Raw genomic sequence first — 25,278 nt, forward strand, 5'->3', positions numbered from 1 at the left:
TTTTTAAGAAAAAATCACAGCTTTTTTGTACTTTTGCGAAATCTAAAAAGCATTAAAATGGCAAGATTTGAGTTGAAGTTACCAAAAATGGGAGAAAGTGTTGCTGAGGCAACCATTACATCTTGGTTAAAAGAAGTAGGAGATACCATAGAATTAGATGAAGCAGTCGTTGAAATTGCAACAGATAAAGTAGATTCTGAAGTGCCAAGCGAAGTAGAAGGTACTTTAGTAGAAATATTATTCGAAAAAGATACTGTAGTTTCTGTTGGAGAAACCATTGCTATTATAGAAACTGAAGGGGAAAATAGTAATATAGATGCTTCTCAAAATATAACTTCGAGTGTTGTCGAAAGGTCTTCTACAGAACGAACTCAAATAAAAGAAATAGAAAAAACCATCGAAAAGGCAGCTGATATTAAAGCAATGCCAATTCCAAAAACATCAGACTCTGGTAAGTTTTATTCGCCATTGGTAAGAAATATTGCACAAACTGAAGGCGTTTCTATGGAAGAATTAGAAACCATATCTGGAACAGGAAAAGAAGGCAGAGTTACTAAAGATGATATTTTAGGATTTATCAAAAAAAGAGGAAATACTCCTGCTGCTGCTCATCCTTTAGAAGCTGCTAAACCCAAAAAAGAAGCAACTAAATCGAAGGCAATCGAAATTCCTTCAACAAAAGCAAGTCCAGTCTCTGTTAATGGAGGTGATGAGATTATAGAAATGACTAGAATGGGGAAACTGATTTCCAAACATATGGTAGCTTCTGTACAAACCTCAGCACACGTGCAATCTTTTATAGAAATTGATGTGACCAACATCGTAAAGTGGCGTAATAAAGTAAAAGATGCATTCTTAAAAAGAGAAGGAGAAAAGTTAACATTTACACCAATTTTAATGCAAGCTGTGGCATCTACCATAAAAAAATACCCTTTAATTAATATTGCTGTTGATGGAGATCATATCATTAAAAAGAAAAATATAAATTTAGGTATGGCTGCTGCTTTACCTGATGGAAATTTAATTGTACCAGTCATTAAAAATGCAGATCAATTGAATTTAGTAGGGATGACAAAAGCGGTAAACGATTTGGCAAATAGAGCAAGAAATAATGGCTTAAAACCAGATGAAATAAAAGATGGAACTTATACTGTAACCAATGTGGGTAGTTTCGGTTCTATTATGGGTACACCAATAATCAATCAACCACAGGTGGCTATTTTAGCTTTAGGAGCTATTAGAAAAGTACCAGCAGTTATTGAAACTCCAGAAGGTGATTTTATAGGGATAAGACAAAAAATGTTTGTATCTCATTCTTATGACCATAGAGTTGTAAATGGGGCTTTAGGAGGTATGTTTATCAAAACCTTAAAAGAAATTTTAGAAGCCTGGGATGTAAACCAAGATTTTTAAACATTTAGAACATAGTTTACAAACTTTTTCTATACTTTTTTTATAGTAAATGAGTGCTTTAAAATAGATGTTACATAATTCAAATTATATTAACAATTATTGATTTTTCTCTAATTAAAAGCTACTTTTTAGCATACAACCACCAGTTCATATCTCTAGTAATTTTAAAGCCTAATTTTTCATATAATTGTATTGCAGGATTTCCTTTATTTGTATGTAAAATCGGGAGTTTATTTTGATTCAATATTTGTTGGGTAGTATGTGTAACCAACTGTTTTGCGAATCCTCTTTTCGTGTATTCTGGGTGAGTAACAACAGCGCTAACTTCAATAAAAGAATGAGTTTGCATTCTTTGTCCTGTAACAGCAACTAGTTGATTATCTTTAAATATCCCATAAAAATCACCTAATTCAAAACTTCTTTTTTGATAATAACCAGGCATCACCAACCAAATTAAATCGTAAATTTCTTCCAAATGTGCTTTCGTTAAAAGCACTATGTTCTCTGTTATGTCAAATGAGTTTAAATTTTGTAAAACCATTTGACATCCATTTATTTTTTTCTTAAAAACGACCTTAGTACTTTTTGGAATAGGAGTATTGTTTGAAGATACTAAAAAGAAATTTTCAGTTGTATTTATGAATTCATTAGTCGCAAATTCGGTTTTAGAATTGTCCAAAAAAGCTCCAAAAGTCAATACCTCTGGATTGTAAAATTTTACACCATCAAAATTAACAGAGAACTTTTTATGAGTTTCTTTTAACGAATACCAGACAGGATTTTTTAATTTATCTTCTAAGCTTATCATAGGCTATAAAAGTATTAAAAAAAGCAAATAAATCTGAAGTTCTTTTAGTTTGGTTATCTTAAATTAGCAACTTAAAATAAATATAAAACAAAATGAAAAAATTAGTACTCCTCATTATTACTTTAATTGCGGTAAATTTAACGGCACAACAATCTGTGGTTTTAAGATATAACTATAAAAAAGGTGATGTTTATGAAATAAAAATGAAAATGACACAAGAAATGGGAGATGTCATGGCACAGACTACAAATATGGTTATGAGTCAGAAAACAGTAGCTATTAATGGTGATACAATTGTTAATAATACTAAAATTGAAAAAATGTCCATGGATATGCTTCAAGGTGGTCAAATTATCAGTTTTGATTCTTCTAAAAAAGATGACGAATTAGATGAGATGGGTAAAATGATGAAAACACAAATGGCTCCTTTATTATCTGTAGTAATGACCTCTAAACTAAGTTCTTTAGGTGATCTTTTAGATACTACTATAGAACCCAATATACCTCAAGCACAAGAAATGGGAAAACAAAACTCTAGTGTTGTTTATCCAAAAGAAGAGGTTAAAGTTGGTTCAACATGGTCTACTACCAAACAAGAAAATGGTATGACAGTAAAAATTGATTATACTGTTAAGTCGATATCGGATACTGAGGTAGTTTTAAATATTGGAGGAGATGTTAGTGGTATGGGTACAGGAACTGTATCTGGTAATATGAATATTGATAAAGATTCTGGTGTACCTGTAGTATCAAAATTAGAAATGAATTTAAATGTTCAAGGACAAAATTTAAAAATAGGTGTAAGTAGTACTATTGAAAAGCATTAGTTTTATTAAATCGAATAAAAAAAGCTCGCAAAATGCGAGCTTTTTTTATGGTAATTTTATTTTACTTACTTTCTGTTCTCGTTTCGGGTTTCTTTTCCCCTTTTTCTATATTGATGGTTAATTCATCTTTAACATCATCAAAATCCATAGCAATGGTGTCTCCTTCCGTTAATTTAGAGTTTACAATCTCTTCAGCTAAAGCATCTTCAATATATTTTTGAATGGCTCTTTTTAAAGGTCTTGCTCCATATTTTTTATCAAAGCCTTTATCAGCAATGTAATCTTTGGCCTTTTCACTTAAATTTAAAGTGTAACCTAAATCAGAAATTCTATGTAAAAGCTTATCCAATTCAATATCAATAATAGAATGAATGTCTTTTCTTTCTAAGGCGTTAAACACAATTACATCATCAATTCTATTCAAAAATTCAGGTGCAAATGATTTTTTTAAAGCACCTTCAATAACCGATTTTGCATGTGCATCTGCTTGTTCTTTTCTAGAGGATGTACCAAAACCAACCCCACCACCAAAGTCTTTTAACTGACGAGCACCAATATTAGAAGTCATTATAATAATGGTATTTCTAAAATCAATTTTTCTGCCCAAACTGTCTGTAATATGTCCATCATCTAAAATTTGCAATAACATATTAAACACATCTGGATGAGCTTTTTCTATTTCGTCTAATAAAATAACAGCATAAGGTTTTCTTCTTACTTTTTCTGTTAATTGACCACCTTCTTCGTAACCAACATAACCAGGAGGCGCTCCAATTAAACGTGAAATTGCGAACTTTTCCATGTATTCACTCATGTCAATTCTGATTAAAGAATCATCAGAATCAAATAACTCACGTGCCAATACTTTTGCTAGTTGTGTTTTACCAACTCCAGTTTGTCCTAAGAAAATGAATGAACCAATTGGTTTGTTCGGGTCTTTTAAACCTACTCTATTTCTTTGAATAGCCTTAACTACTTTTGTAACAGCTTCATCTTGTCCAATAACCTTTCCTTTAATCATTGCAGGTAATTCGTGCAAACGATGACTTTCTGCCTCAGCAACTCTATTTACGGGTATTCCTGTCATCATAGAAACTACTTCTGCAACATTGTCTTCAGTTACAATTTCTCTATTCAATTTAGAATCGTCTTCCCATTGTTTTTGAGCAGAATTTAAAGCAGCCTCCATATTCTTTTCATCATCTCTTAATTTGGCAGCTTCTTCATATTTTTGTCCGTTAACAGCTTTGGTTTTTTGCTCTTTAATAATTTCTAATTGAGCCTCTAGTTCTAAAACCTGTTTAGGAACAACAATATTGGTAATATGAATTCGAGAGCCAGCCTCATCTAAAGCATCAATAGCTTTGTCAGGCAAGTATCTATCAGTCATATATCTATTTGTTAATTTTACACAAGCCTCAATAGCATCATCTGTAAAATCTACATTATGGTGTTCTTCATATTTACCTTTAATATTGTTTAGAATTTGAATGGTTTCTTCAACAGTTGTTGGGTCTACAATTACTTTTTGGAAACGACGTTCAAGAGCGCCATCTTTTTCTATGTTAGTTCTAAATTCATCTAAAGTTGTAGCACCAATACATTGAATTTCGCCTCTTGCCAAAGCTGGTTTTAACATGTTAGAAGCATCTAAAGAACCAGTGGCTCCACCTGCACCAACAATAGTATGAATTTCATCAATAAAAAGAATAATATCATCATTCTTTTCCAATTCATTCATTAATGCTTTCATGCGTTCTTCAAACTGGCCTCTGTATTTTGTGCCAGCAACTAAGCTAGCCAAATCTAAAGAAACAATTCTTTTATCAAACAAAATTCTTGATACTTTACGATCTACAATTCTTAAAGCCAAACCTTCTGCAATGGCAGATTTACCCACACCAGGTTCACCAATTAACATTGGATTATTTTTCTTTCTACGGCTTAAAATTTGTGATACACGTTCAATTTCTTTTTGACGTCCTACAACAGGATCTAATCGTCCTTTTTCAGCCAAATCTGTTAAATCCCTTCCAAAATTATCTAAAACAGGTGTTTTTGATTTTTTATTGGTTTTGCCTTGTTGTTTTTGTTCAAACGGATTGGGTTTGTCAGAAGCATATTCATCATCAGAAGGTGTTTCTGCTATTGGGTTTGAAGGTAAATCAGTATCTACATCATCAACATGCAATTGTTTGTATAACGCCTTTGCTTCGTCGTAGTTTACGTGGTATTTTTGTATCAATTTTGTAGTTGGGTCGTTTTCATTACGCAATACGCAAAGCAATAAATGTGCAGTATCTATAGCTTCACTTTGATACAATTTTGCTTCTAAAAAGGTTGTTTTTAAAGCCTTTTCAGCTTGCCTTGTTAAACGTAAACTTGGTTTGTCTGTTAATTCTGTAAATGTTGGGTTTGATGGATTTAATTGCTCTAGTTTTTTGCGTAATAGCATTAAGTCAACATCAAATGCTGTTAAAATTTCTATTGCTTTTCCTTCGCCTTTTCTAATCAAACCGAGTAAAAGATGTTCAGTACCAATAAATTCGTGCCCTAATCGTAAGGCTTCTTCTTTACTGAATGTGATTACATCTCTAACTTTTGGTGAAAAATTATCGTCCATATTTCTTTCTATCTAATTTGATGTGATGTAAATTTAGTCCTTTTTTATCAAAATAATTACAAAAAAGATGCCATTGTAAAAAACTGACAGTTTGACTTGTAGAACAAGGTAGAAAACAATTGGAAATCAGGCAAATAATATACTGTTAAAAATTATTAAAAAATGTTGATAACTCTACTGTTTTGAGAAGTCTAAATCCTTTGCTAATACTAAGAGAAATCGTATCTTGCCATGTTTTAAATTTTAGCGTAAATACTAATAAGAATTATATATGGCAGACGGAGAAAAATTAATTCCGATTAATATTGAAGAGCAGATGAAAGCTGCATACATTGATTACTCAATGTCGGTAATAGTTTCAAGAGCATTACCAGATGTAAGAGATGGTTTAAAACCTGTTCATAGAAGGGTTTTGTATGGAATGCACGAGCTCGGAATTAAAGCAACTGGAGCATATAAAAAGTCAGCAAGAATTGTTGGAGAAGTTTTAGGAAAGTATCACCCACATGGAGATACTTCTGTCTACGATTCTATGGTACGTATGGCACAAGACTGGAGCGTGCGTTATATGATGGTTGATGGTCAAGGAAATTTTGGTTCTGTTGATGGAGATTCTCCTGCTGCAATGCGTTATACTGAGGTAAGAATGCAAAAAATATCAGAAGAAATGCTAGCTGATATTGAAAAAGAAACTGTAGACCACACCTTAAATTTTGATGATACTTTACAAGAACCAACTGTTTTACCTACAAGAATTCCTAACTTACTCGTAAATGGTGCTTCTGGTATTGCTGTAGGTATGGCCACAAATATGGCGCCTCATAATTTAACAGAAGTAATTAATGGTACTGTTGCTTACATTGATAATAGAGAAATTGAAATCGATGAATTAATGCAACATATTACTGCACCCGATTTTCCAACAGGTGGTATTATTTATGGTTATGATGGTGTAAGAGATGCTTTTCATACAGGTCGTGGACGTATTGTAATGCGTGCTAAAGCTGTTATAGAAGAGGTTAAAGGGCGTGAGTGTATTATTGTAACAGAAATACCTTACCAAGTCAATAAAGCAGATATGATTAAAAAAACTGCAGACTTGGTAAACGAAAAAAAAATAGAAGGCATTGCTAATATTAGAGATGAATCTGATAGAAATGGTATGCGAATTGTTTATATTTTAAAACGTGACGCAATACCTAACATTGTTCTAAATAAATTATTCAAATACACACAATTACAAACTTCTTTTAGCGTAAATAATATTGCCTTAGTTAAAGGAAGGCCTCAGCAACTAAATTTAAAACAATTAATTCATTATTTCGTTGAGCACAGACATGAGGTTATTGTGCGTAGAACCGAATTTGAGTTAAGAAAAGCTGAAGCCAGAGCACATATTTTAGAAGGTTTAATTATTGCTTCTGATAATATTGATGAAGTGATTAAAATAATTAGAGCTTCTTCTAATGCAGATGAAGCTAGAGTTAGTTTAATTGAACGTTTTGAGCTGACTGAAATACAAGCAAAAGCTATTGTAGAAATGCGATTGCGTCAGTTAACAGGCTTAGAACAAGATAAGTTAAGAGCAGAGTATGATGAGATTATGCTTACCATTACAGACTTGAAAGATATTCTAGCAAATGAGCCAAGACGTTATCAAATCATTAAAGATGAGTTGCTACACATAAAAAGTAAATATGGTGATGAGCGCAGATCTATAATAGAATATGCAGGTGGTGATATGCGTATTGAAGATATGATTCCTGATACAAAAGTAGTGGTTACTATTTCTAATGCAGGATACTTGAAACGTACAAATCTTGATGAATATAAAGTACAAAATAGAGGAGGTAGAGGCCAAAAAGGTGCAACTACTAGAAATGAAGATTTCTTAGAGCATTTATTTGTAGGTACCAATCATCAATATATGTTGTTCTTTACTCAAAAAGGAAAAGTTTTTTGGATGCGTGTTTATGAAATTCCTGAAGGTGGTAAAAACACCAAAGGTAGGGCAATGCAAAACTTAATAAATATAGAGCAAGACGATTCTGTAAAAGCATTCTTAGTTACCAAAGATTTAAAAGATGAAGATTACGTAAATAGTCATTACGTAATTATGGCCACTAAAAAAGGTCAAGTTAAAAAAACTTCTTTAGAACAATATTCTCGACCAAGAACAAACGGAATTAACGCAATTACCATAAAAGAAGATGATGAGTTGCTAGAAGCAAAATTAACCACTGGAGATAGCCAAGTAATGCTTGCCCTAAAATCTGGTAAAGCCATTCGTTTTGAAGAAGCAAAAACAAGACCAATGGGTAGAACTGCTTCTGGGGTAAGAGGTATTACCCTGCAACACGATAATGATGAAGTTATAGGGATGGTTGCAGTAAATGATATGGAAAGCAATATTTTGGTGGTTTCTGAAAGAGGATATGGAAAACGTTCTAGTTTAGAAGATTATAGAATTACTAACAGAGGGGGTAAAGGAGTAAAAACATTAAATATTTCTGATAAAACCGGTAATTTAGTGGCTATTAAAAATGTAGATGATTCTAATGATTTAATGATTATTAACAAATCTGGAATTATAATTAGAATGGCTGTTGAAGATTTAAGAGTTATGGGACGTGCAACACAGGGTGTACGTTTGATAAATATTAAAGATGATGATAGTATAGCTGCAGTTGCAAAGGTAGTAAATGAAGATGATTCAGATGAAGATGCTGAAAATGGCACGGAAATTGAAAACAATACAAATGAAAACCAAGAATAACAATAAATAAAAACAGAGTAAAATGAAAAATCAAATATTAGCACTTTCATTAGGATTAATGTCAATCGGAATGTTTGGGCAAAAAAATGAAATTAAAGCTGTGGAAAAGGCTTTGAAAAAAAACGATTTTAAAACAGCAAAACAAACTATTGAGTCAATAGATGAAAATGCTGTTGAAGATAAATATAAAGCAAAATACTATTTCTTAAAAGGATCTGCTTATGGTAAATCTAATGTGGAAGCTGCTGCTGCTGCTTACAATAAGTTGATGACTTACGAAAAAGAAATAGGAAAACAAAAGTATTCTAAAGAAGCGCAGCCAAAATTAAATTTGTTGATTCAGTTTGTATCTGATAAAGCCATTAAAGCTTATAATAACGATAAAGATTATGCAAAAGCTACAAAAAATTTCTATTTAACCTACAAATTAAGTCCAAAAGATACGAGTTATTTGTATAATGCAGCAATTAGTGCTTCATTAGGTAAAGATTATGATACCTCTTTGAAATATTATAATGAATTGAAAGATTTAGGTTATACAGGCAAAACTGCACAATACTTAGCAACTAATAAAGCTACGAATAAAGTAGAAGCTTTTCCAAGCAAAGAATTAAGAGATGTTTCTGTTAAATCAAAATCTCATATAAAACCAGAAGATAAATATTCAGAATCTAAACAAGCAGACATCATAAAAAATATTGGTTATATTTTAATTAACCAAGGTAAAACTAACGAAGCAATAGTAGCAATTAAAGAAGCAAGAAAGTCTAATCCAAAAGACTTAAATCTATTATTAAATGAAGCACAATTGTACATAAAATTAGAAGATATGGATAAATTTGGTGCGCTAATGAAAGAAGCAATAGAACTAGATCCAAACAATCCAACGTTATTTTTTAATTTAGGTGTTGTAAATCAGAATGAGAAAAAGACAGAAGAAGCAGTTTCTTATTATAAAAAAGCAATTGAAATAAAGCCAGATTATGCAGATGCTTATATGAATTTAGCAGTAGCTATTTTATCAGGAGAACAGGCAATTGTTGAGGAAATGAATCAAAATTTATCTAATTTTAAGAAATATGATGAATTAGAGAAAAAACAAAAAGCATTATATAATAAGGCTTTACCATATTTAGAAAAAGCAGATGAGTTAAGTAGAACTGAAGATACTGTAAAATCTCTTTTAAATATATATGATGTTTTATTATTGACAGAAAAAGCAGATGCGCTTAGACCAATTTATAAAGAAATGAAAGGGCAATAAAAAGCATTCATTTTCATATAAAAAAACCGAAATCTTAGGATTTCGGTTTTTTTATATGATTTTTTTTATCACTCTTAGGTTATGTGTATGTGTTTGTAAATCAGTGTTAAAAATACCACTATGATCTAGGGTGTCAATCCTTACTTTTCCATAGGCATGAATAATATGGTAATCTTTTAAAATGATGCCTACATGAATTATTTCTCCTTCATCATTATCAAAAAAAGCCAAATCACCTGGTTCGCATTCTTCAATAAAACTTAAAACTTCGCCTTGTTTTGCTTGCGCGTTCGCATCTCTATAAAGTTGATAACCACACATTTTGTAAACCATTTGCGTAAAACCAGAACAATCGATACCAAAAGGTGTTTTTCCTCCCCATAGAAATGGTGTGTTTAAGAAAATAAATGCTTTTTGGATGATTTCTGTTTTAGGTAATTTACCCGAAAAAGTAGTACCTTCAAATCGAAACTTTTTGTGAGATAAATAAAATTCATCTTTTTTAAAAAATGGTAATCTAGATCCTAGAGGGATGGTATAGAAATTGTTATTACTATCGGTTATAAAATCTATGATTTCACCCGAATAAATTTCATGGTCATTAGTAAGTTCATAAAAAACATCATCAGTAATAATCTCAAACTGTTTGTTATCAATATATCCTTCGTAATTATCAAACGATAGTTTAATTTTACTCCAGTGCTTATTACCTTCTAGAATTGTAAAACTTTCTCCAAACAAAACCTGACTAATCATTTCTGATTTGTCTGAGGGTTCTGCTCTTAAAGCTACAATGCTTAAATTACAAATGCCATAAGTGGTCATTTAGTTCACGGTTTATATAATGAAGAAAAGGTATTTATAACTTTTCGATAATTAACGCACTAGCACCACCACCACCATTACAAATAGCTGCAGCACCAATTTTTGCGTTTTTTTGTTTTAAAATAGAGGTAAGTGCAATTACAATTCTGGCCCCAGAAACTCCTAAAGGATGCCCAAGAGAAACTGCACCACCATTTACATTCACCTTATCGTCAGTAATATTTAAAATTTTCATATTTGCTAAACCAACAATTGAAAAGGCTTCATTTAGTTCAAAATAATCTACATCATCAATAGAAATATTGGCTTTAGCCAATGCTTTAGGTAATGCTTTTGCTGGGGCAGTTGTAAACCATTTTGGCTCTTGCGCAGCATCTGCATAGCTTACAATTTTTGCAAGAGGAGTAAGGTTTAGTTTTTTTGCTTTATCAGCAGACATTAATACCAAAGCAGCACCACCATCATTAATGGTTGAAGCATTAGCAGCAGTAACTGTGCCTTGTTTTGTGAAAGCTGGTCTTAATGCAGGTATTTTATCTATTTTAACATTTTTATACTCTTCATCTTCAGAGAAAATAATGGGTTCACCACGTCTTTGCGGAATAGAAACAGGTACAATTTCATCATCAAATTTTCCATCATTCCAAGCCAAAGCAGCTCTTTTATAAGATTGTATGGCAAATGCATCTTGATCTTCTCTTGTAAATTCATATTCAGTTGCACACTCATCAGCACAAACTCCCATAGCTACTTGTCCGTAAGCATCAACCAAACCATCTTTTTGCATACCATCTTCCATAGTAATCGGCCCAAATTTAGAACCTTTTCTAGCATATTGATAATGTGGTATTGAACTCATATTTTCCATTCCACCAGCAACTACAATCTCAGCATCTCCTAAAGCAATGGTTTGAGCGGCTAACATTATCGATTTCATACCAGATGCACAAACCTTATTAATAGTGGTGCAGGGTACAGAATCTGGAATACCAGCATAAATTGCTGCTTGTCTTGCAGGCGCTTGCCCTAAACCAGCAGAAACTACATTTCCCATAAAAACTTCATCAACCAAATTAGGTGTTAAATTTATTTTATGTAAAGCGCCTTTTATGGCAATTGCTCCTAATTTTGTTGCAGAAATGGTAGATAAACTACCCATAAAACTTCCTATTGGTGTTCTTGCAACAGATACTATTACTACATCTTTCATAAATTATCAAATATTTTGTTGATGTGCTTTTTCTTTTGCTAAAATAACCATTTTAAATCAAAAATAAATTGTAATAAAATTGTAATTTTTAGCCTTCGTATATTTACACTAAGTTTGTTGAACTAACAAAAGTATATATGAGTGAATTTGTAAATAAAATTTATAGACATAATACCATAATTTATAAAGTGATTTTGTTTTTAATCACAACCATAGCTATTGTTTATTTATTTCCTAAAGGTGGCCAATTTAAATATGATTTTAGTAATGGGCAACTTTGGAAATATGATAATTTATATGCCACTTTTGATTTTGCAATTCAAAAAACAGATGAAGAAATTAATCAAGAAAAGCAGAACATCAAAAAAAGTGCAAAATTATATTTTTTGTATGATACAAATATTGTTAGTCAAGTTAATAGTGTTTTTAAAAATAAACTGAGTCAATTAAATACAAATGATTCTTTAACGGAAACTGATTTTAAGAGCTTAAAAAATATTGGAAATAGCATTATACAAAAGGTTTATACCATCGGTTTTCTAGAAGGAATTAGTGAAAACCGGATTTCTGATAATAATGAAATTATAGCCTTAAAAAAAGAAAATGAAGTACAAGATATTTTGTTTAAAAGTTTACATACCTCAAAAGATGTTTTACAAATAATTAAAAATAATTTAGGTGATGAACCTTACTCTTATGGCCAAGAAATTCTTTTAGATATTCTTGCAGGCATAATAAAACCCAATGTTTCTTTCGATAAACCCTTAACAGATAAAGTAATTGAAAACGAATTTAAAAATATTTCATACACAAAAGGAAAAGTTTCTGAAGGAGAGCTAATAATTTTTAAGGGTGATATTGTAGAAGGAAAAAAATTAGCAATTTTAAATTCATTAAAAAGTGAATCTGAATCTAAAGTTTGGACAGATTCTAATTACAACTGGATTATTTTTGGATATACCATTTTAGTATCTTTAGCACTCTTAATGTTATTATTATTTTTATCTAAATATAGAACTGAGATATTTGATAACAACAACAAAGTAACTTTTATATTCTTTAATGTTTTTGCCATTATTTTTATTCAAACTTTAGTAATTAAATATAATTCTGATTATTTATATGTTGTTCCCTTAAGTATCTTACCTATAATTATAAAAGCTTTTTTTGATGCTAGATTAGGGCTATTTACCCATGTTTTAACAGTTTTACTTTTAGGGTATATTGTGCCAGATAGTTTCGAGTTTATTTACCTTCATATAATTGCTGGTATTGTTACCATTTTAACGGTATCTGAATTGTATAAGAGAGCGAATTTATTTATTTCTGTGGCTCAGATAACGTTAATTTATATGTTAACTTATTTTGCTTTTTCAATTATTAAAGAAGGTAATGCATCTCAAATAAATTTAAACTACTTTATGCTATTTGCTGCAAATGGTTTGTTATCTTTTTTATCTATAATACTTATTTATATATTTGAGAAAGTATTTGGTTTGGTTTCAGATGTTACTCTCTTAGAACTATCGAATACAAACTCTAAACTACTTAGAGAATTGAATGAAAAAGCCCCAGGTACATTTCAACATTCAATGCAGGTAGCCAATTTAGCAGAAGCTGCTGCTAATGAAATTGGGGCAAATTCAATGTTAGTAAGAACAGGCGCATTATATCACGACATTGGTAAAATGTTAAACCCAATGTATTTTACAGAAAATCAATCTACAAGTGTAAATCCTCATAACGATTTATCACCAAGAGATAGTTCTACGATTATTACAAACCATGTAATAAAAGGGGTGGAATTGGCAAAAAAGTACAATTTACCAGACCGAATTATAGATTTTATTAGAACGCATCATGGTACGAGTTCAACTTATTATTTTTATAAAAAAGAACAAGAATTAAATCCAGATACGAAAGTTAATATTAAAAAATTCCAATACAAAGGCCCTATTCCTTTTTCTAAAGAAACGGCTATTTTAATGATGTGTGATTCAGCAGAAGCTGCTTCTAAAAGTATAAAAAATCCAACAGCACAATCTATTAATGATTTAATAGATAAGATTATAGCCAAACAGATGGCAGATAATCAGTTTTTGAATTCAGATATAACTTTTAGAGAAATAGAGGTTATTAAAAAAATTATAAAAAAGAAACTGATGAATATCTACCATTTGCGAATTGAATACCCAGAATAAAAAATGATAAAAAGTTAAAAAAATCTTGGTAAATTGTAATTGTAGTGTTACATTTGCACTCGCAATTTATATCAAGCGTTTTTCGTTTGAATAAAAGGAGAGGTGGCAGAGTGGTAATGCAGCAGATTGCTAATCTGTCGACCTTTTTGGTCGCCAGGGTTCGAGTCCCTGTCTCTCCGCAAATAAATTGTATTAAAATGTAAATTTTTAATTTGCATTTTAATTCGGGGTGTAGCGTAGCCCGGTCATCGCGCCTCGTTTGGGACGAGGAGGTCGCAGGTTCGAATCCTGCCACCCCGACTTTGTTTTCGTAGAAACATAAAAACTACGGGCTCTTAGCTCAGCTGGATAGAGCACCTCCCTTCTAAGGAGGCGGTCGAAGGTTCGAATCCTTCAGGGCTCACTTAAAGCTTCACAGAAATGTGAGGCTTTTTTGTTTTCTATAGGTTGTGTAAGGGTTTAGAGGTGCTTTCTATGGATCAACACCAAAAGTTGTGGGATTTAAAAATTAAGCATAAATATTTGTTAGTCTAAAAAGGAAGAATTATATATTTCTTAGCCCCTAAATTGTGCTCTAAAAGCTTTAATTTTGGCATTAAAAGATTCCGCTGAAGCGTTTGTACTTCTATTATCAAAATAATTTAGAATATTTTGATAATGAATATTCATTGTTCTAGCAATACTATTAAAACTTTTAAACTGTACTTGTCTTACTTTTTATCCCATTTTGCGAACCTTATTAATGCAGAAGTTTTGTATTTGGATTGTTAAATATTTGAAATAAATTTAATATAGGTATTATAGAAGTTTTAAATAGATCTTAGTAAAATTGTAAATTCGAATAAATATGTAAAAGGTATCACAAAAAAAATGTGCAAGTTCATTTATGTATTATAAACAATTTTGATTGATGTTTTGTTGCTAAAAAAGTATAAACCCAATTCCTATTCCACCATTTATACCTGTCCAACCAGTTTTTACATCATTTCCATTTTCAAAAGTCAAATGAGCATCAGGTATTTCTTCAAATTTTAACTTGCCTCCAAAATAGGCATCAAAGCCTAAAAAAGGTTTTATAAAAATATTGTTAAAATAGGTTTTGTAAGATAGTAATAATCCCGAGCCAAAATCAGTCGATTTAAAAATTAAAACTTCTTCTGTATTAGTTATTATGGAGTTTTTATTGGATAATGTTAAATCAGAAAAAGTAATTACACCTTTTATACCAAGAAGTAATTGTCCTTTTCCTATTTTCTTTATCTCTTTTTCGTAATACGCTCCAAAAGTACTGCCTTTAATTTCATTGGTTAACGAAACAAATCCTGAATAATCTGCAAGAGAAGATTTGCTACCAGCTACTTTTTGACTAAAAAAGAAGGATGTATTTATACTATTAACTTTAAAACCAACAGAAAATCCATAATTATAGTTAAAGTTATCTGTTGTTTTTATTCCATTAAATTGGATGTCATCGGCTAATTCGTTGTGGAATTTTCTTAAGGGTAAGTTGGTTAAAATACCACCATTTACATCAAAAAATAATTCAACTTTTTGGTTATAACAATTCAAAGAACTTAATAATATTATAGCAAAAATTATATTTTTCATAGAAGTCTTTTTTTAGTAATTATCAAAAAATAATCCTTTGGTATATAAAAGTCTGTTATTCTGTAAAAAAAGATAGTGATATTCTTGATAGGATCGCTCATCTTTACGGACTTCATAGTTAAATGTTTTCGAATTCTGAAGCTGTAAATCAAAAATTTCAGCTATTCCATCATCTTCTGTTAATAATATTTTATTGGATTCAGAATCATAACTAACCTTTCCTCTTTCAAAAGCACTTGTAAAAGATTCGCTTAATTTAGAATCTAAATTAACTAAATAAACTTCTTTATTTAGTTGATAGAGTACTTTATTGTCGTAAAATTTTACAGTAGGCGTTCCATTAAAATCTAGGATTTTTATAAGATTGTCGTTTGAAATTTCGTAAATAGTAGATTTAGATGCAACATAATCTGGTATGTTCAAGTATTTTCCGTCATTAGATAAAGTACCACCATAAGCAGCAAATGTGCCTAACCTAGCATTTAGTTTACCAGAAAAAATTATGTTGTTTGTTTTAATATTTTTAACTTCAAGATATAATTTATAAGTTGCAGTATTATACTTGTATAGAATATCGTTTCTTAAAATAGTTAGGTATGAGTTTTCTGTATCTGTATTTATATATTGCGCTATAATATTTAAACTATTTTTGTCTATTTCAAAAGATCCATTTCTAGTTTCTAAATAAAGATTGCCATTTAAAGGGTTTAAATTAAATATTTGTAGGGCTATAAAGTCAGTATATGGATCATCATTTGTTATGAAATTTTGTCTTAGTAATTCCATTTCTTCAGAATACTCATAAATATAATGCGTATTGTTTCTAAAAACCAAGGCATAATATTTTTGATTGAAAGGGTTGTAAATCATTTCTTTTATCTGATGTAGATCAACATCAAAAAAATTAAAGGAACTTTCATCTAAAGGAATTTCACCTGTAAGAAAGTATACACTAAAATCATCAAAACTTATTGATGCTGTATATTTATTACCTAAAATGTATGGTTCGTTAATAATTTTTTCGCCTCCAGTGGTTAAACCATTAAATCGGGTATTGTGAGAACCTATTGTAAGTTCTTTAACATTATTATAAAGTGGATATGCTTCCCATTTAATTTTATAGCTTTCAGAATTTACGTAAGATATCTTTAGATTTATCCAATCTGGATTAAACGTAATTCTTTTTGCAGCACCTTGTAATTCTTCATATTTACTTTTATATAGTATAGAATAATCAACATAAGAAGCAATGTCTTGCCTCCATGAATTTTCTGGACCCGTTAAAAGAATCGTTGAAGTATCTACATATTCACTTAGACTTAAAGCTGCATCTGATAAAGGAATACGTTTTTCGGAATATTTAAACTTTAAGTGTAAAAAAGCTTCTTCATAGTCACGATTGTTAGGTTTATTCCATTTTATACTAATACTACCATTTTCTATACTAACATTGTTTACTGAAGGTGGACTAGAAGGTTTCCTTTTTACTACAAATTTAAAAGTTTCGTTTTTTGTAAGATTTTCTAATTGAGATTGATCTCTTATACTGCCTGAGCCAGATGTAAAACTAAACTCTATTTTAATTGAATGTTCTCCATCTTCGTATCTTGAAGGTGTTAAATTAAATGATAGATTATCAGCATTTGTATTAGATGTAATAAGCTCATCATTAAGAAATACTTTTGATGAAAGTTGATGCTGGTTTTCATTTAAACTAATACTGTAGTTTAGGGTTCTATTGATATTTATGGTGTCATTATTCTCAAAATCATCTATAATAATTGAATTACCATCAGTATTAGGCCTTTCTATATCAATAAAATAATCGTCAGAAAAATTATAAGAACAACCAACAATTACAAGTAAAATAAAAGTACTTATGTAGGGAATTATTTTTTTTGTTTTCATAGCAAAGAGCAAAGATTTTTTTTATTTTCTATAGTTAAGCTGTTTTTTTGCAGAAGTTTTTATATTAAAAGTAAAATAATTAGCGAATATAAATAATTACTATGAACAAAGTTTTATATACAACAAAAAAACCTCTCTGTTTTGACAAAGAGGTTTTAGTTTTTCAGTCATTGCGAATGAGGTACGATTGAAGCAATCTCTTTATGAGGAAAAGATTACTTCGTCATTCTTCCTCGTAATGACGATTATTTAATTAGTTCATAAGAGCGTTTAATAAAGTCCGTTAACTCTTCACCATGCAATAGGTTTTGAGATAATTTTGCCAAATCAAAAGCTTGAGAAATTAAGCCTTTTTGTTTGTCTTCATCAGCAGCTAAAATCTCTGAAACTAAAGGGCTATTGATATTTACAACCAAGTTGTACATATCTGGCATATTACCCATTCCCATCATTCCACCACCACCAGAAGCTTGCATTTCTTTCATTCTACGCATAAATTCTGGTACAGTAATAATAAATGGAGAAGAAGCAGAATCCATAGCTTCTAACTGAACTGTGTATGCAGAATTGTTTACAGCACCTTCAATAACTGGCTTTAACTTTTCTTTTTCTTCATCAGATAATTTAGAAATTACGTTGTCGTCTTTCTTAATTAAATTATCAATATGGTCTGCATCAACTCTAGAGAATTTAATTTTTCCTTCGCCAGAAGTTTCTAATTTCTGCATTAAATGCGAAATAATTGGCGAATCTAAAATCAATACCTCATAACCTTTTGCAGTTGCATCTTGAATGTAACTGTGTTGAGCATCTTTATTAGCAGCATATAAAATTACGTGGTTACCATCTTTATCAGTTTGAGTATCTTTAGTTTTTTCAATCAATTCATCAAAAGTGAAAAACGTATCAGCCACTGTTGGATATAAAGCAAACTTTTTAGCTTTGTCAAAGAATTTATCTTCAGACAACATTCCGTATTCGATAATCACTTTGATATCATTCCATTTTTTCTCAAAATCTTCACGATCTTTTTTGAATAATGATGACAATTTATCTGCTACTTTTTTAGTGATGTACCCAGAAATCTTTTTTACAGCGCCATCAGCTTGTAAATAAGAACGAGAAACGTTTAACGGGATGTCTGGAGAATCAATAACCCCTTTTAACATCTGTAAAAAGTCGGGTACAATACCTTCAACATTATCCGTTACAAAAACTTGATTTTGATACAATTGAATTTTATCCTTTTGCATATCTAAGTTTTGAGACAACTTAGGGAAAAATAAAATTCCTGTTAAATTAAAAGGATAATCAACATTTAAATGAATGTGAAATAATGACTCCTCAAACTGCATTGGATACAATTCTCTGTAGAAATTACTATAATCTTCTTTTTCTAAATCAGCTGGTTTCTTAGTCCAAGCAGGATTTGTATTGTTGATGATATCATCAACTTCAATTTGTCTATGAGGCTCTTTAGTTTCCTTACCATCTTTGTCTGTAATGGTTGCAGGTTCGTGCTCAGGATCGTTAATTTTCTTCGTTCCAAATTTAATTGGCACTTGGTTAAAACGATTGTATTTGGTTAATAAACCACGAATTTTACCTTCTTCTAAAAATTCTGTAGAATCCTCAGCAATATGTAAAATAATTTCTGAACCTCTGTCAGATTTGTCATGCTCAACTAAAGTATATTCAGGAGAACCATCACAAGTCCAATGTGCAGCAGGCTCGTCTTTAAAAGATTTTGTAATGATTTCTACTTTATCAGCTACCATAAAAGCAGAATAAAAACCTAAACCAAAGTGACCAATTACACCAGTTTCGTTTTTATCATCTTTATATTTGTCTAAAAACTCTTCAGCTCCAGAAAATGCAATTTGGTTGATGTACTTTTCAACTTCATCAGCAGTCATTCCTAAACCTTGATCTTTAATCGTTAAGGTTTTTGCATCTTTATCAATGCTGATTTCAATTTTAGCATCACCCAATTCAGTTTTAGCCTCACCAATAGAAATTAAGTGTTTTAGTTTTGTAGTTGCATCAGTTCCGTTTGAAATTAATTCACGTAAAAAGATTTCGTGATCAGAATACAAGAATTTTTTAATCAGCGGAAAAATATTTTCTACTGATACATTAATGTTTCCTTTGCTCATAATTGTATATTTATTTTAGTTTTATTTCTTGTTTTGTCATTTCGATCTCGTGTAGAAATCATATGATAAATAAAAAGATTAATAGACTCCACTTTGTTTCGCTCAGAATGACAGAACGTTTTTAATTCTGAACAATAAGTAGTCAAAAAAAATACCAAGTTTGTAATTATGACAAGATGACAGAAAATCAATAACGAGATACGAATCTAAAAATTAGGATTTTTAAGAGTGGGCAATTAAATCACAATTCGTAATTAAAAATTTTAATTAAATATCTCTCAACATTTCAGTTGGGTTTTTGTTTTTCCAAGTTCCTCCAGTAAAATCAGGAACTTTTATTGAAGTACTATTTTGCGCAACAGATAGTTCTGAAAGCGGAGTAACTGCGCTCCATAATACACTGTCATACACATTAATGTCTAAAGGTAAACCTTGATTTAAACAACGTATTAATCTGTAAATCATAACAAAATCCATTCCTCCATGACCAACAGAATTATCCGAAATTTGAGATTTTAGTTTCGCCCAAAGAGGGTGGTTGTATTTTTCTCTGTATTCAGTATATTTTTTATCATCTAACCATTTGTGGCCCCACCAAGCCAATTTTTCTTCATTAATATATAATTTTGATGGGTAACCTTCATGAACCGCTTTTGTGCCTATAACTGTATTTAATCTGTCATAAGGTCTGCCTGAATGTACATCAAACTGCAACATAATGGTTTTGCCTAATTTGGTTTTAATCATTGTGGTATTCATATCACCACATTTTACATTTTCAAATTGAGGTAAATTGGCTCTTTTTGCGGCATCACTTAAACTTTTTTCGCGAGAACTCATAGAAACAACATGATCAAAAGTATCTCCTCTTCCAATATCCATATATTGGCTAATTGGTCCTAAACCATGAGTAGTATAAAAATTACCATCCTTTTTTAGGTGATGTTTAATTCGCCATTGATTTTCATAATAAGTTTCATCTAACAAGTGTTTTCTTAAATCGTGAATATAAGCACCTTCTGCATGAGTTAAATCACCAAAAACACCTTGGTTGATCATATTCAGTACCCACAATTCTTCATTGTTAAAACAACAATTTTCCATCATCATACAATGCTTTTGAGTACGTTCTGCAGTTTCAACTAATTTCCAACAATCTTCTAGAGTATATCCAATAGGCACTTCAGAAGCCACATGTTTTCCTTTTTCCATTCCATACAAAGCCATTGGTGTATGCATTTCCCAAGGAGTGGCAATAATTAACAAATCAATATCATCTCTATCTGCAACTTTTTTCCATTCATCATAATTTCCATAATACGCATCTGCAGTTGTATGGTGTGTTTTTTTAAGATGCGCATTTAATTTATCGGTTTTTTCTTTTTTTAAATCAGAAACAGCTACGATTGTAGCGTTATTGTTTTTTACCAACCAATCAAACATTTGTATTAAAGTTTGCCCTCTGTTACCAGCGCCTAAAATGCCTACTCTAACATTATCAATTTTTGGTGCAGTTAAACCAAAAGCAGTTCCTTTTGCAGATTTATGTAAGAGTAAATTTGTTTTTTCTGCGGATTCTTCTTTACAAGAAATTGTAGTAGTAGTAAGTCCTAAAAAAAGTGCCGCTTTTGAGGATAAGGATAAAAAGTCTTTTCTATTCATAAGTAAAAGTTTGATTGTTTTATTGTTAACAGTTTTTGTAAAGGTGTTAATTTATCACTATTTTTGTTAGTTACAAATAGCAAATAACTAATTTTTAGAACAAAAATATATGTATAATTCAAAAATTACTGGTTTAGGGTATTACGTTCCAGACAACATTGTTACAAATAACGATTTAAAACAGTTTATGGATACCTCTGATGAATGGATTCAAGAAAGAACTGGTATTAAAGAACGCAGATGGATTGACCCAAAAACTGGTGATAATACATCATCAATGGGAGCAAAGGCTGCAAAAATTGCCATTGAAAGAGCAGGTTTAACCAAAGATGATATCGATTTTATAGTTTTTGCAACATTAAGTCCTGATATGTATTTTCCTGGAGGTGGTGTTCGTGTACAAGATCTGTTAGATATGCCTACCATTGGTGCTTTAGATGTACGTAACCAATGTTCTGGTTTTATATATTCAATGTCTGTAGCAGACCAATTTATAAAAACAGGAATGTATAAAAACATTTTAGTGATTGGTGCAGAAAATCATTCTGGAGGTTTAGAAAAATCTACTAGAGGTAGAGGAGTTACTGTAATTTTTGGAGATGGGGCAGGAGCAGCAGTATTGTCTAGATGTGAAGAAAAAGGAAAAGGAATTTTATCTTCTCATTTACATTCCGAAGGAAAACATGCTAGAGAATTAATGTTAGATGGCCCAAGTACTGGAAGATGGGTGCCAGAAATTTTGGCAGAAAATGATCCAGAAGATCAATCATATTTTCCATATATGAATGGGCAATTTGTATTTAAACATGCAGTTGTTCGTTTTTCTGAAGCCATTGTAGAAGGGTTAAAAGCCAATAATTTAAAAAGTACAGATATAGATATGTTAATACCACATCAGGCAAATTTACGTATCGCACAATTTATCCAAAAGAAGTTTCGATTACCAGATGATAATGTGTATAACAACATTATGAAATATGGAAATACAACTGCAGCTTCTGTAATTATAGCGTTAACAGAAGCTTGGGAACAAGGTAAAATTAAAGATAATGATTTGGTTGTTTTAGCTGCTTTTGGTAGTGGCTTTACTTGGGGTTCTGTTGTGATTCGTTGGTAAAAATAAAGCTAAAAAGTAAAAAAGGCTTTGTATTTTTTACAAAGCCTTTTTTAATGTGTTTTTGGTAGTTTTTAAAGTTGTATTATTTCTATACCAGCATTATTAGAATTTTGAAATTGTTTGCTAAGCGAAATAATTTGATTACCATCTCTTAATATAAAATGAGGAAATCCTTTTGTTAAAATTTCATTATTTCTAAGTAATGAAGGATAACTACCAATTTGAATCGATTTCCTATTGCTAGTTGCTGCATAAATTATTGTTCCATCATTACTAAAAGCAAAATCTGAAAAAATCAAAGAACCTCTTTGAATTTGTCCTTTGTACTCCATTGAATCATTGGCTAAATACACAGCACCTTGGCTAGATGTTACCACATACCTACCATCATTAGAAATTCTAAAGATTCTTGGGTCTAGTGGGTGGTCTCCATGATAACTATCATCTTTATGAATATCTATAGTACCAGAACTTGAAAGTTTAAAGTATTCCATATCTACAGGACTTACAGAAGTAGAAATAGAGATCATTTCGTTTTTACCAGGTATCATTTTTAATCGATCTCTTTCAAAATCGCCATTTCCATCAATGTACAAACCGTTACTTCTTAAAAAGGTTCTCACTGGTCTTTCCCACCAAGGAGAAGGTGCCATAGAAACAATTACATGCCCCATGCCATTAACAACTACACTTGCGTTTGCAAGCCCTGTGCTAATGGATGTTTTTAAGCTTAAATCATTAGCATCGTAAACATAAACCCAACCATCATCACTTGGGGCATAAATTTCGGCACCAAAACCATTATCTCCTGCATCTATAAAACCTATGGTTCCTTGTAAGTTTATTTCTTTAACTAATTTTAAATCTACATAATCAAATTTCAAAAGTCTTTTTCCTGGTTGATCTAACAGATAAATAAAATTTTCTGTTGGATGTTTTACCATATCATAAGGTATAAAATCAAATATGTAACCACTTGGTAAATCTACCCCAATTGTATTGCTATTTCTCGAGTTGTTTTCTGAATTAATAATTTTAACGTAATAACAAACTTTAAATTCAAAAGGGGCAAGCTCATCTATAAAACTTGTAGTTTCAGAGTTTGTAATTGTAGTTAGCAATTGTGAGTTTTCTAGATTACAATCGGCATTTGTTCTATAAACTTCATATTTTAAAAAATCAGAATTGCTATACTTTTCCCATTCTAAATCTATTTTACCTTGGTTTTTAACAGCACTTAAAAGTGTAATTGAGTTTGGTGCTAAGGTGCTAACTTCTATAGTTCTGCTAGAGGTATAACCATCTTCATCTTTTGCAGTTAGGGTAATGTTGTGAATACCTCTGGATAGTGCGTTAGTTGTAAATGAAGTGTTACCAGAAGCGTCTGGTGAGTTAGAATTTAATTCGCCATCTAAATCACTTGCCCAAGTTACTTGAATAGCTTCATTAGATGTATCACTGTCTTGTACCACTGCACTAAAGTTTATATTTTCACCTTCTGAAAATTCTGCGGGTATTGAAGGTAATATGATTTCAATATTAGGAGCAATACCAACATCAATACCTGGAATTATGTTAACTACGATTTCAGAGAGCTCATCAGCTTTAATATTTACTACAGATTTGCCTGTCCCTATATTTTCATAACTTGCAAAAACCTCGTAACTTCCTGCATTCAAATCTTTTAATAAAACACTCCCAAATTGATCTGTTTTGCCTTGATTGGATATGGGATCTGTGTAAACTTCTGCATTTTCGATAAATTGAAAGTTATTTAGTACAACTGTAACATTTAAGTCTCCCTTTTTTTCAGGCTCATTGTTGTCTTTACCACAGCCTAAAACCAAAATAGCTAAAGCTAATAAAGTTAAAATCTTTTTCATAGTGTTCTATTTCAGTAATTTAAGAATCTAATTAGATTCTGTTTTTATGAATTTAATCTATGCTAAAGTAGTTTTTTTATTTAATATTTTAAAATGTAAGTAGGTAAAAAATAAGGTTAACGAATACTCTTTATCTTAGTAAAAGATTGTGGTGTAATTTAAAAATAATTACAATTTAATTTGATAAATTTTGTGTTTTAGAAGAATTGTGAAAGCTAATATATTTTTAATAAAGCTCAATAAGAAAATATTTGTATATAATTTTATAATTTTTGATGATTTAATTTTATAAATCTATTTGATGAAATCAGAGCTTATGATATTGGCGTTTTTATGGTCTTATTAAAAGTTTATCTTTGTTATAGTTAGTAATGCTTTTTAAAATAACATTTATATCATGAATAAAAACACATTAGTAATTGGTGCATCAACAAACCCTAATAGATATTCAAATATTGCAATTAAAAGATTAATTGGCAAAAAAGTACCAACATTTGCTTTGGGACTAAGAAAAGGAAAGGTGTTAGAGGTAATTATTGATGATGAAAAACAACCCTATAAAAATATTGATACGGTTACTTTATACCTTAATCCTAAAAGGCAAGAAGAATATTACAATTATATTGTTAGTTTAAAACCCAGAAGAGTCATCTTTAATCCTGGTACAGAAAATATGAAGTTTTTGAAATTGTTGAAAGAGAATAATATTGAATCAGAAATTGCATGTACTTTAGTATTGTTATCTACGAATCAATACTAAAAAACAAGATAGATTGGTTTTGGGGAGATTAATGCTTCTTCTTTTTCTAATATTTTGCTTTCTAAATAAATCATTTCTGTTTACATAGAGAAAACCAATCTATCTTTTATTAAGAACTTTATACAAAGGTAGATAGTTGTTTGAAAAGAAACAATACTCATAATGAGTAATCTTAATATAATAATGTTTTCTTAGCATTCAAATCGTTTTAAATTTTGAAAAGGTTTAAAGAATATT

17 protein-coding genes and 3 tRNA genes are annotated in these 25,278 nt (G+C 30.6%); 10 read left to right on the forward strand and 10 right to left on the reverse strand.

Annotated elements, in window-relative coordinates:
- Positions 1-57: 57 nt before the first annotated feature.
- Positions 58-1,413 (forward strand): dihydrolipoamide acetyltransferase family protein, encoded by a 1,356-nt coding sequence (locus tag SJY27_RS17305; protein ID WP_397446124.1) that lies wholly within the window; start codon positions 58-60, stop codon positions 1,411-1,413.
- Between the two features lie 121 nt (positions 1,414-1,534).
- Here the strand turns inward: SJY27_RS17305 and SJY27_RS17310 are convergent, their stop codons facing one another.
- Positions 1,535-2,221 carry a GNAT family N-acetyltransferase gene (locus SJY27_RS17310; protein WP_397446125.1) on the reverse strand — a complete coding sequence of 229 codons (687 nt, stop codon included), beginning with the start codon at positions 2,219-2,221 and terminating at the stop codon, positions 1,535-1,537.
- Between the two features lie 92 nt (positions 2,222-2,313).
- Between SJY27_RS17310 and SJY27_RS17315 the strand changes: the two genes are divergently transcribed.
- Positions 2,314-3,048 (forward strand): DUF6263 family protein, encoded by a 735-nt coding sequence (locus SJY27_RS17315; protein WP_397446126.1) that lies wholly within the window; start codon positions 2,314-2,316, stop codon positions 3,046-3,048.
- Between the two features lie 61 nt (positions 3,049-3,109).
- Here SJY27_RS17315 and SJY27_RS17320 read toward each other — a convergent pair whose 3' ends face one another.
- Positions 3,110-5,671: an ATP-dependent Clp protease ATP-binding subunit gene (locus SJY27_RS17320; protein ID WP_397446127.1), complete on the reverse strand. Its 2,562-nt coding sequence runs from the start codon at positions 5,669-5,671 to the stop codon at positions 3,110-3,112.
- A 271-nt stretch (positions 5,672-5,942) separates the two neighbouring features.
- Here SJY27_RS17320 and gyrA point away from each other — a divergent pair, with 271 nt between their 5' ends.
- On the forward strand, positions 5,943-8,447 hold the full coding sequence (gene gyrA, locus SJY27_RS17325; protein WP_397446128.1) for a DNA gyrase subunit A: 2,505 nt from the start codon (positions 5,943-5,945) through the stop codon (positions 8,445-8,447).
- Between the two features lie 22 nt (positions 8,448-8,469).
- Positions 8,470-9,711 carry a tetratricopeptide repeat protein gene (locus tag SJY27_RS17330; protein ID WP_397446129.1) on the forward strand — a complete coding sequence of 414 codons (1,242 nt, stop codon included), beginning with the start codon at positions 8,470-8,472 and terminating at the stop codon, positions 9,709-9,711.
- 51 nt (positions 9,712-9,762) lie between these two features.
- Here the strand turns inward: SJY27_RS17330 and SJY27_RS17335 are convergent, their stop codons facing one another.
- The gene (locus tag SJY27_RS17335) at positions 9,763-10,536 is read right to left on the reverse strand and encodes an NlpC/P60 family protein (RefSeq protein WP_397446130.1); all 774 of its coding nucleotides are present in this window, start codon (positions 10,534-10,536) and stop codon (positions 9,763-9,765) included.
- A 34-nt stretch (positions 10,537-10,570) separates the two neighbouring features.
- Complete coding sequence (locus tag SJY27_RS17340) at positions 10,571-11,746, reverse strand: acetyl-CoA C-acyltransferase (protein WP_397446131.1); 1,176 nt, start codon at positions 11,744-11,746, stop codon at positions 10,571-10,573.
- 137 nt (positions 11,747-11,883) lie between these two features.
- On the opposite strand from SJY27_RS17340, the gene SJY27_RS17345 reads away from it, so the two are divergent.
- From SJY27_RS17345 to SJY27_RS17360, 4 genes are all read left to right on the forward strand, one after another.
- Positions 11,884-13,947: an HD family phosphohydrolase gene (locus tag SJY27_RS17345; RefSeq protein WP_397446132.1), complete on the forward strand. Its 2,064-nt coding sequence runs from the start codon at positions 11,884-11,886 to the stop codon at positions 13,945-13,947.
- Positions 13,948-14,043: 96 nt separating this feature from the next.
- Positions 14,044-14,126, forward strand: a tRNA-Ser gene (locus SJY27_RS17350).
- A 46-nt stretch (positions 14,127-14,172) separates the two neighbouring features.
- Positions 14,173-14,247: transfer RNA gene (locus SJY27_RS17355), tRNA-Pro, on the forward strand.
- 29 nt (positions 14,248-14,276) lie between these two features.
- A tRNA-Arg gene (locus SJY27_RS17360) sits at positions 14,277-14,350 on the forward strand.
- A 152-nt stretch (positions 14,351-14,502) separates the two neighbouring features.
- Here SJY27_RS17360 and SJY27_RS17365 read toward each other — a convergent pair.
- From SJY27_RS17365 to SJY27_RS17385, 5 genes are all read right to left on the reverse strand, one after another.
- Complete coding sequence (locus tag SJY27_RS17365) at positions 14,503-14,616, reverse strand: transposase (RefSeq protein WP_397446133.1); 114 nt, start codon at positions 14,614-14,616, stop codon at positions 14,503-14,505.
- Between the two features lie 252 nt (positions 14,617-14,868).
- Positions 14,869-15,555 (reverse strand): hypothetical protein, encoded by a 687-nt coding sequence (locus SJY27_RS17370; protein ID WP_397446134.1) that lies wholly within the window; start codon positions 15,553-15,555, stop codon positions 14,869-14,871.
- Between the two features lie 12 nt (positions 15,556-15,567).
- A complete protein-coding gene (locus tag SJY27_RS17375; RefSeq protein WP_397446135.1) occupies positions 15,568-17,463 on the reverse strand; it encodes a hypothetical protein in 1,896 nt (631 codons plus the stop codon).
- A gap of 245 nt (positions 17,464-17,708) precedes the next feature.
- Positions 17,709-19,619: a molecular chaperone HtpG gene (gene htpG / locus SJY27_RS17380; protein ID WP_397446136.1), complete on the reverse strand. Its 1,911-nt coding sequence runs from the start codon at positions 19,617-19,619 to the stop codon at positions 17,709-17,711.
- Between the two features lie 267 nt (positions 19,620-19,886).
- Positions 19,887-21,281 (reverse strand): Gfo/Idh/MocA family protein, encoded by a 1,395-nt coding sequence (locus tag SJY27_RS17385; protein WP_397446137.1) that lies wholly within the window; start codon positions 21,279-21,281, stop codon positions 19,887-19,889.
- 109 nt (positions 21,282-21,390) lie between these two features.
- On the opposite strand from SJY27_RS17385, the gene SJY27_RS17390 reads away from it, so the two are divergent.
- Positions 21,391-22,398, forward strand: coding sequence for a 3-oxoacyl-ACP synthase III family protein (locus tag SJY27_RS17390; protein WP_397446138.1), 1,008 nt, complete (start codon positions 21,391-21,393; stop codon positions 22,396-22,398).
- Positions 22,399-22,469: 71 nt separating this feature from the next.
- Here the strand turns inward: SJY27_RS17390 and SJY27_RS17395 are convergent, their stop codons facing one another.
- Positions 22,470-24,281 carry a hypothetical protein gene (locus tag SJY27_RS17395; protein WP_397446139.1) on the reverse strand — a complete coding sequence of 604 codons (1,812 nt, stop codon included), beginning with the start codon at positions 24,279-24,281 and terminating at the stop codon, positions 22,470-22,472.
- 397 nt (positions 24,282-24,678) lie between these two features.
- Here SJY27_RS17395 and SJY27_RS17400 point away from each other — a divergent pair, with 397 nt between their 5' ends.
- Positions 24,679-25,041, forward strand: coding sequence for a CoA-binding protein (locus SJY27_RS17400; protein ID WP_397446140.1), 363 nt, complete (start codon positions 24,679-24,681; stop codon positions 25,039-25,041).
- Positions 25,042-25,278 lie beyond the last annotated feature (237 nt).

The sequence above is a fragment of the Polaribacter sp. R77954 genome, assembly GCF_044595335.1.
In the GTDB taxonomy this organism is placed as follows: domain Bacteria; phylum Bacteroidota; class Bacteroidia; order Flavobacteriales; family Flavobacteriaceae; genus Polaribacter.

Coding starts and splice junctions, on each gene's coding strand:
- SJY27_RS17400 (WP_397446140.1), top strand. CDS start 24,679: ATGAATAAAAACACATTAGTAATTGGTGCATCAACAAACCCTAATAGA.
- SJY27_RS17330 (WP_397446129.1), top strand. CDS start 8,470: ATGAAAAATCAAATATTAGCACTTTCATTAGGATTAATGTCAATCGGA.
- SJY27_RS17310 (WP_397446125.1), bottom strand. CDS start 2,221: ATGATAAGCTTAGAAGATAAATTAAAAAATCCTGTCTGGTATTCGTTA.
- SJY27_RS17315 (WP_397446126.1), top strand. CDS start 2,314: ATGAAAAAATTAGTACTCCTCATTATTACTTTAATTGCGGTAAATTTA.
- SJY27_RS17365 (WP_397446133.1), bottom strand. CDS start 14,616: ATGAATATTCATTATCAAAATATTCTAAATTATTTTGATAATAGAAGT.
- SJY27_RS17320 (WP_397446127.1), bottom strand. CDS start 5,671: ATGGACGATAATTTTTCACCAAAAGTTAGAGATGTAATCACATTCAGT.
- SJY27_RS17385 (WP_397446137.1), bottom strand. CDS start 21,281: ATGAATAGAAAAGACTTTTTATCCTTATCCTCAAAAGCGGCACTTTTT.
- SJY27_RS17345 (WP_397446132.1), top strand. CDS start 11,884: ATGAGTGAATTTGTAAATAAAATTTATAGACATAATACCATAATTTAT.
- SJY27_RS17340 (WP_397446131.1), bottom strand. CDS start 11,746: ATGAAAGATGTAGTAATAGTATCTGTTGCAAGAACACCAATAGGAAGT.
- SJY27_RS17395 (WP_397446139.1), bottom strand. CDS start 24,281: ATGAAAAAGATTTTAACTTTATTAGCTTTAGCTATTTTGGTTTTAGGC.
- SJY27_RS17335 (WP_397446130.1), bottom strand. CDS start 10,536: ATGACCACTTATGGCATTTGTAATTTAAGCATTGTAGCTTTAAGAGCA.
- gyrA (WP_397446128.1), top strand. CDS start 5,943: ATGGCAGACGGAGAAAAATTAATTCCGATTAATATTGAAGAGCAGATG.
- htpG (WP_397446136.1), bottom strand. CDS start 19,619: ATGAGCAAAGGAAACATTAATGTATCAGTAGAAAATATTTTTCCGCTG.
- SJY27_RS17375 (WP_397446135.1), bottom strand. CDS start 17,463: ATGAAAACAAAAAAAATAATTCCCTACATAAGTACTTTTATTTTACTT.
- SJY27_RS17370 (WP_397446134.1), bottom strand. CDS start 15,555: ATGAAAAATATAATTTTTGCTATAATATTATTAAGTTCTTTGAATTGT.
- SJY27_RS17390 (WP_397446138.1), top strand. CDS start 21,391: ATGTATAATTCAAAAATTACTGGTTTAGGGTATTACGTTCCAGACAAC.
- SJY27_RS17305 (WP_397446124.1), top strand. CDS start 58: ATGGCAAGATTTGAGTTGAAGTTACCAAAAATGGGAGAAAGTGTTGCT.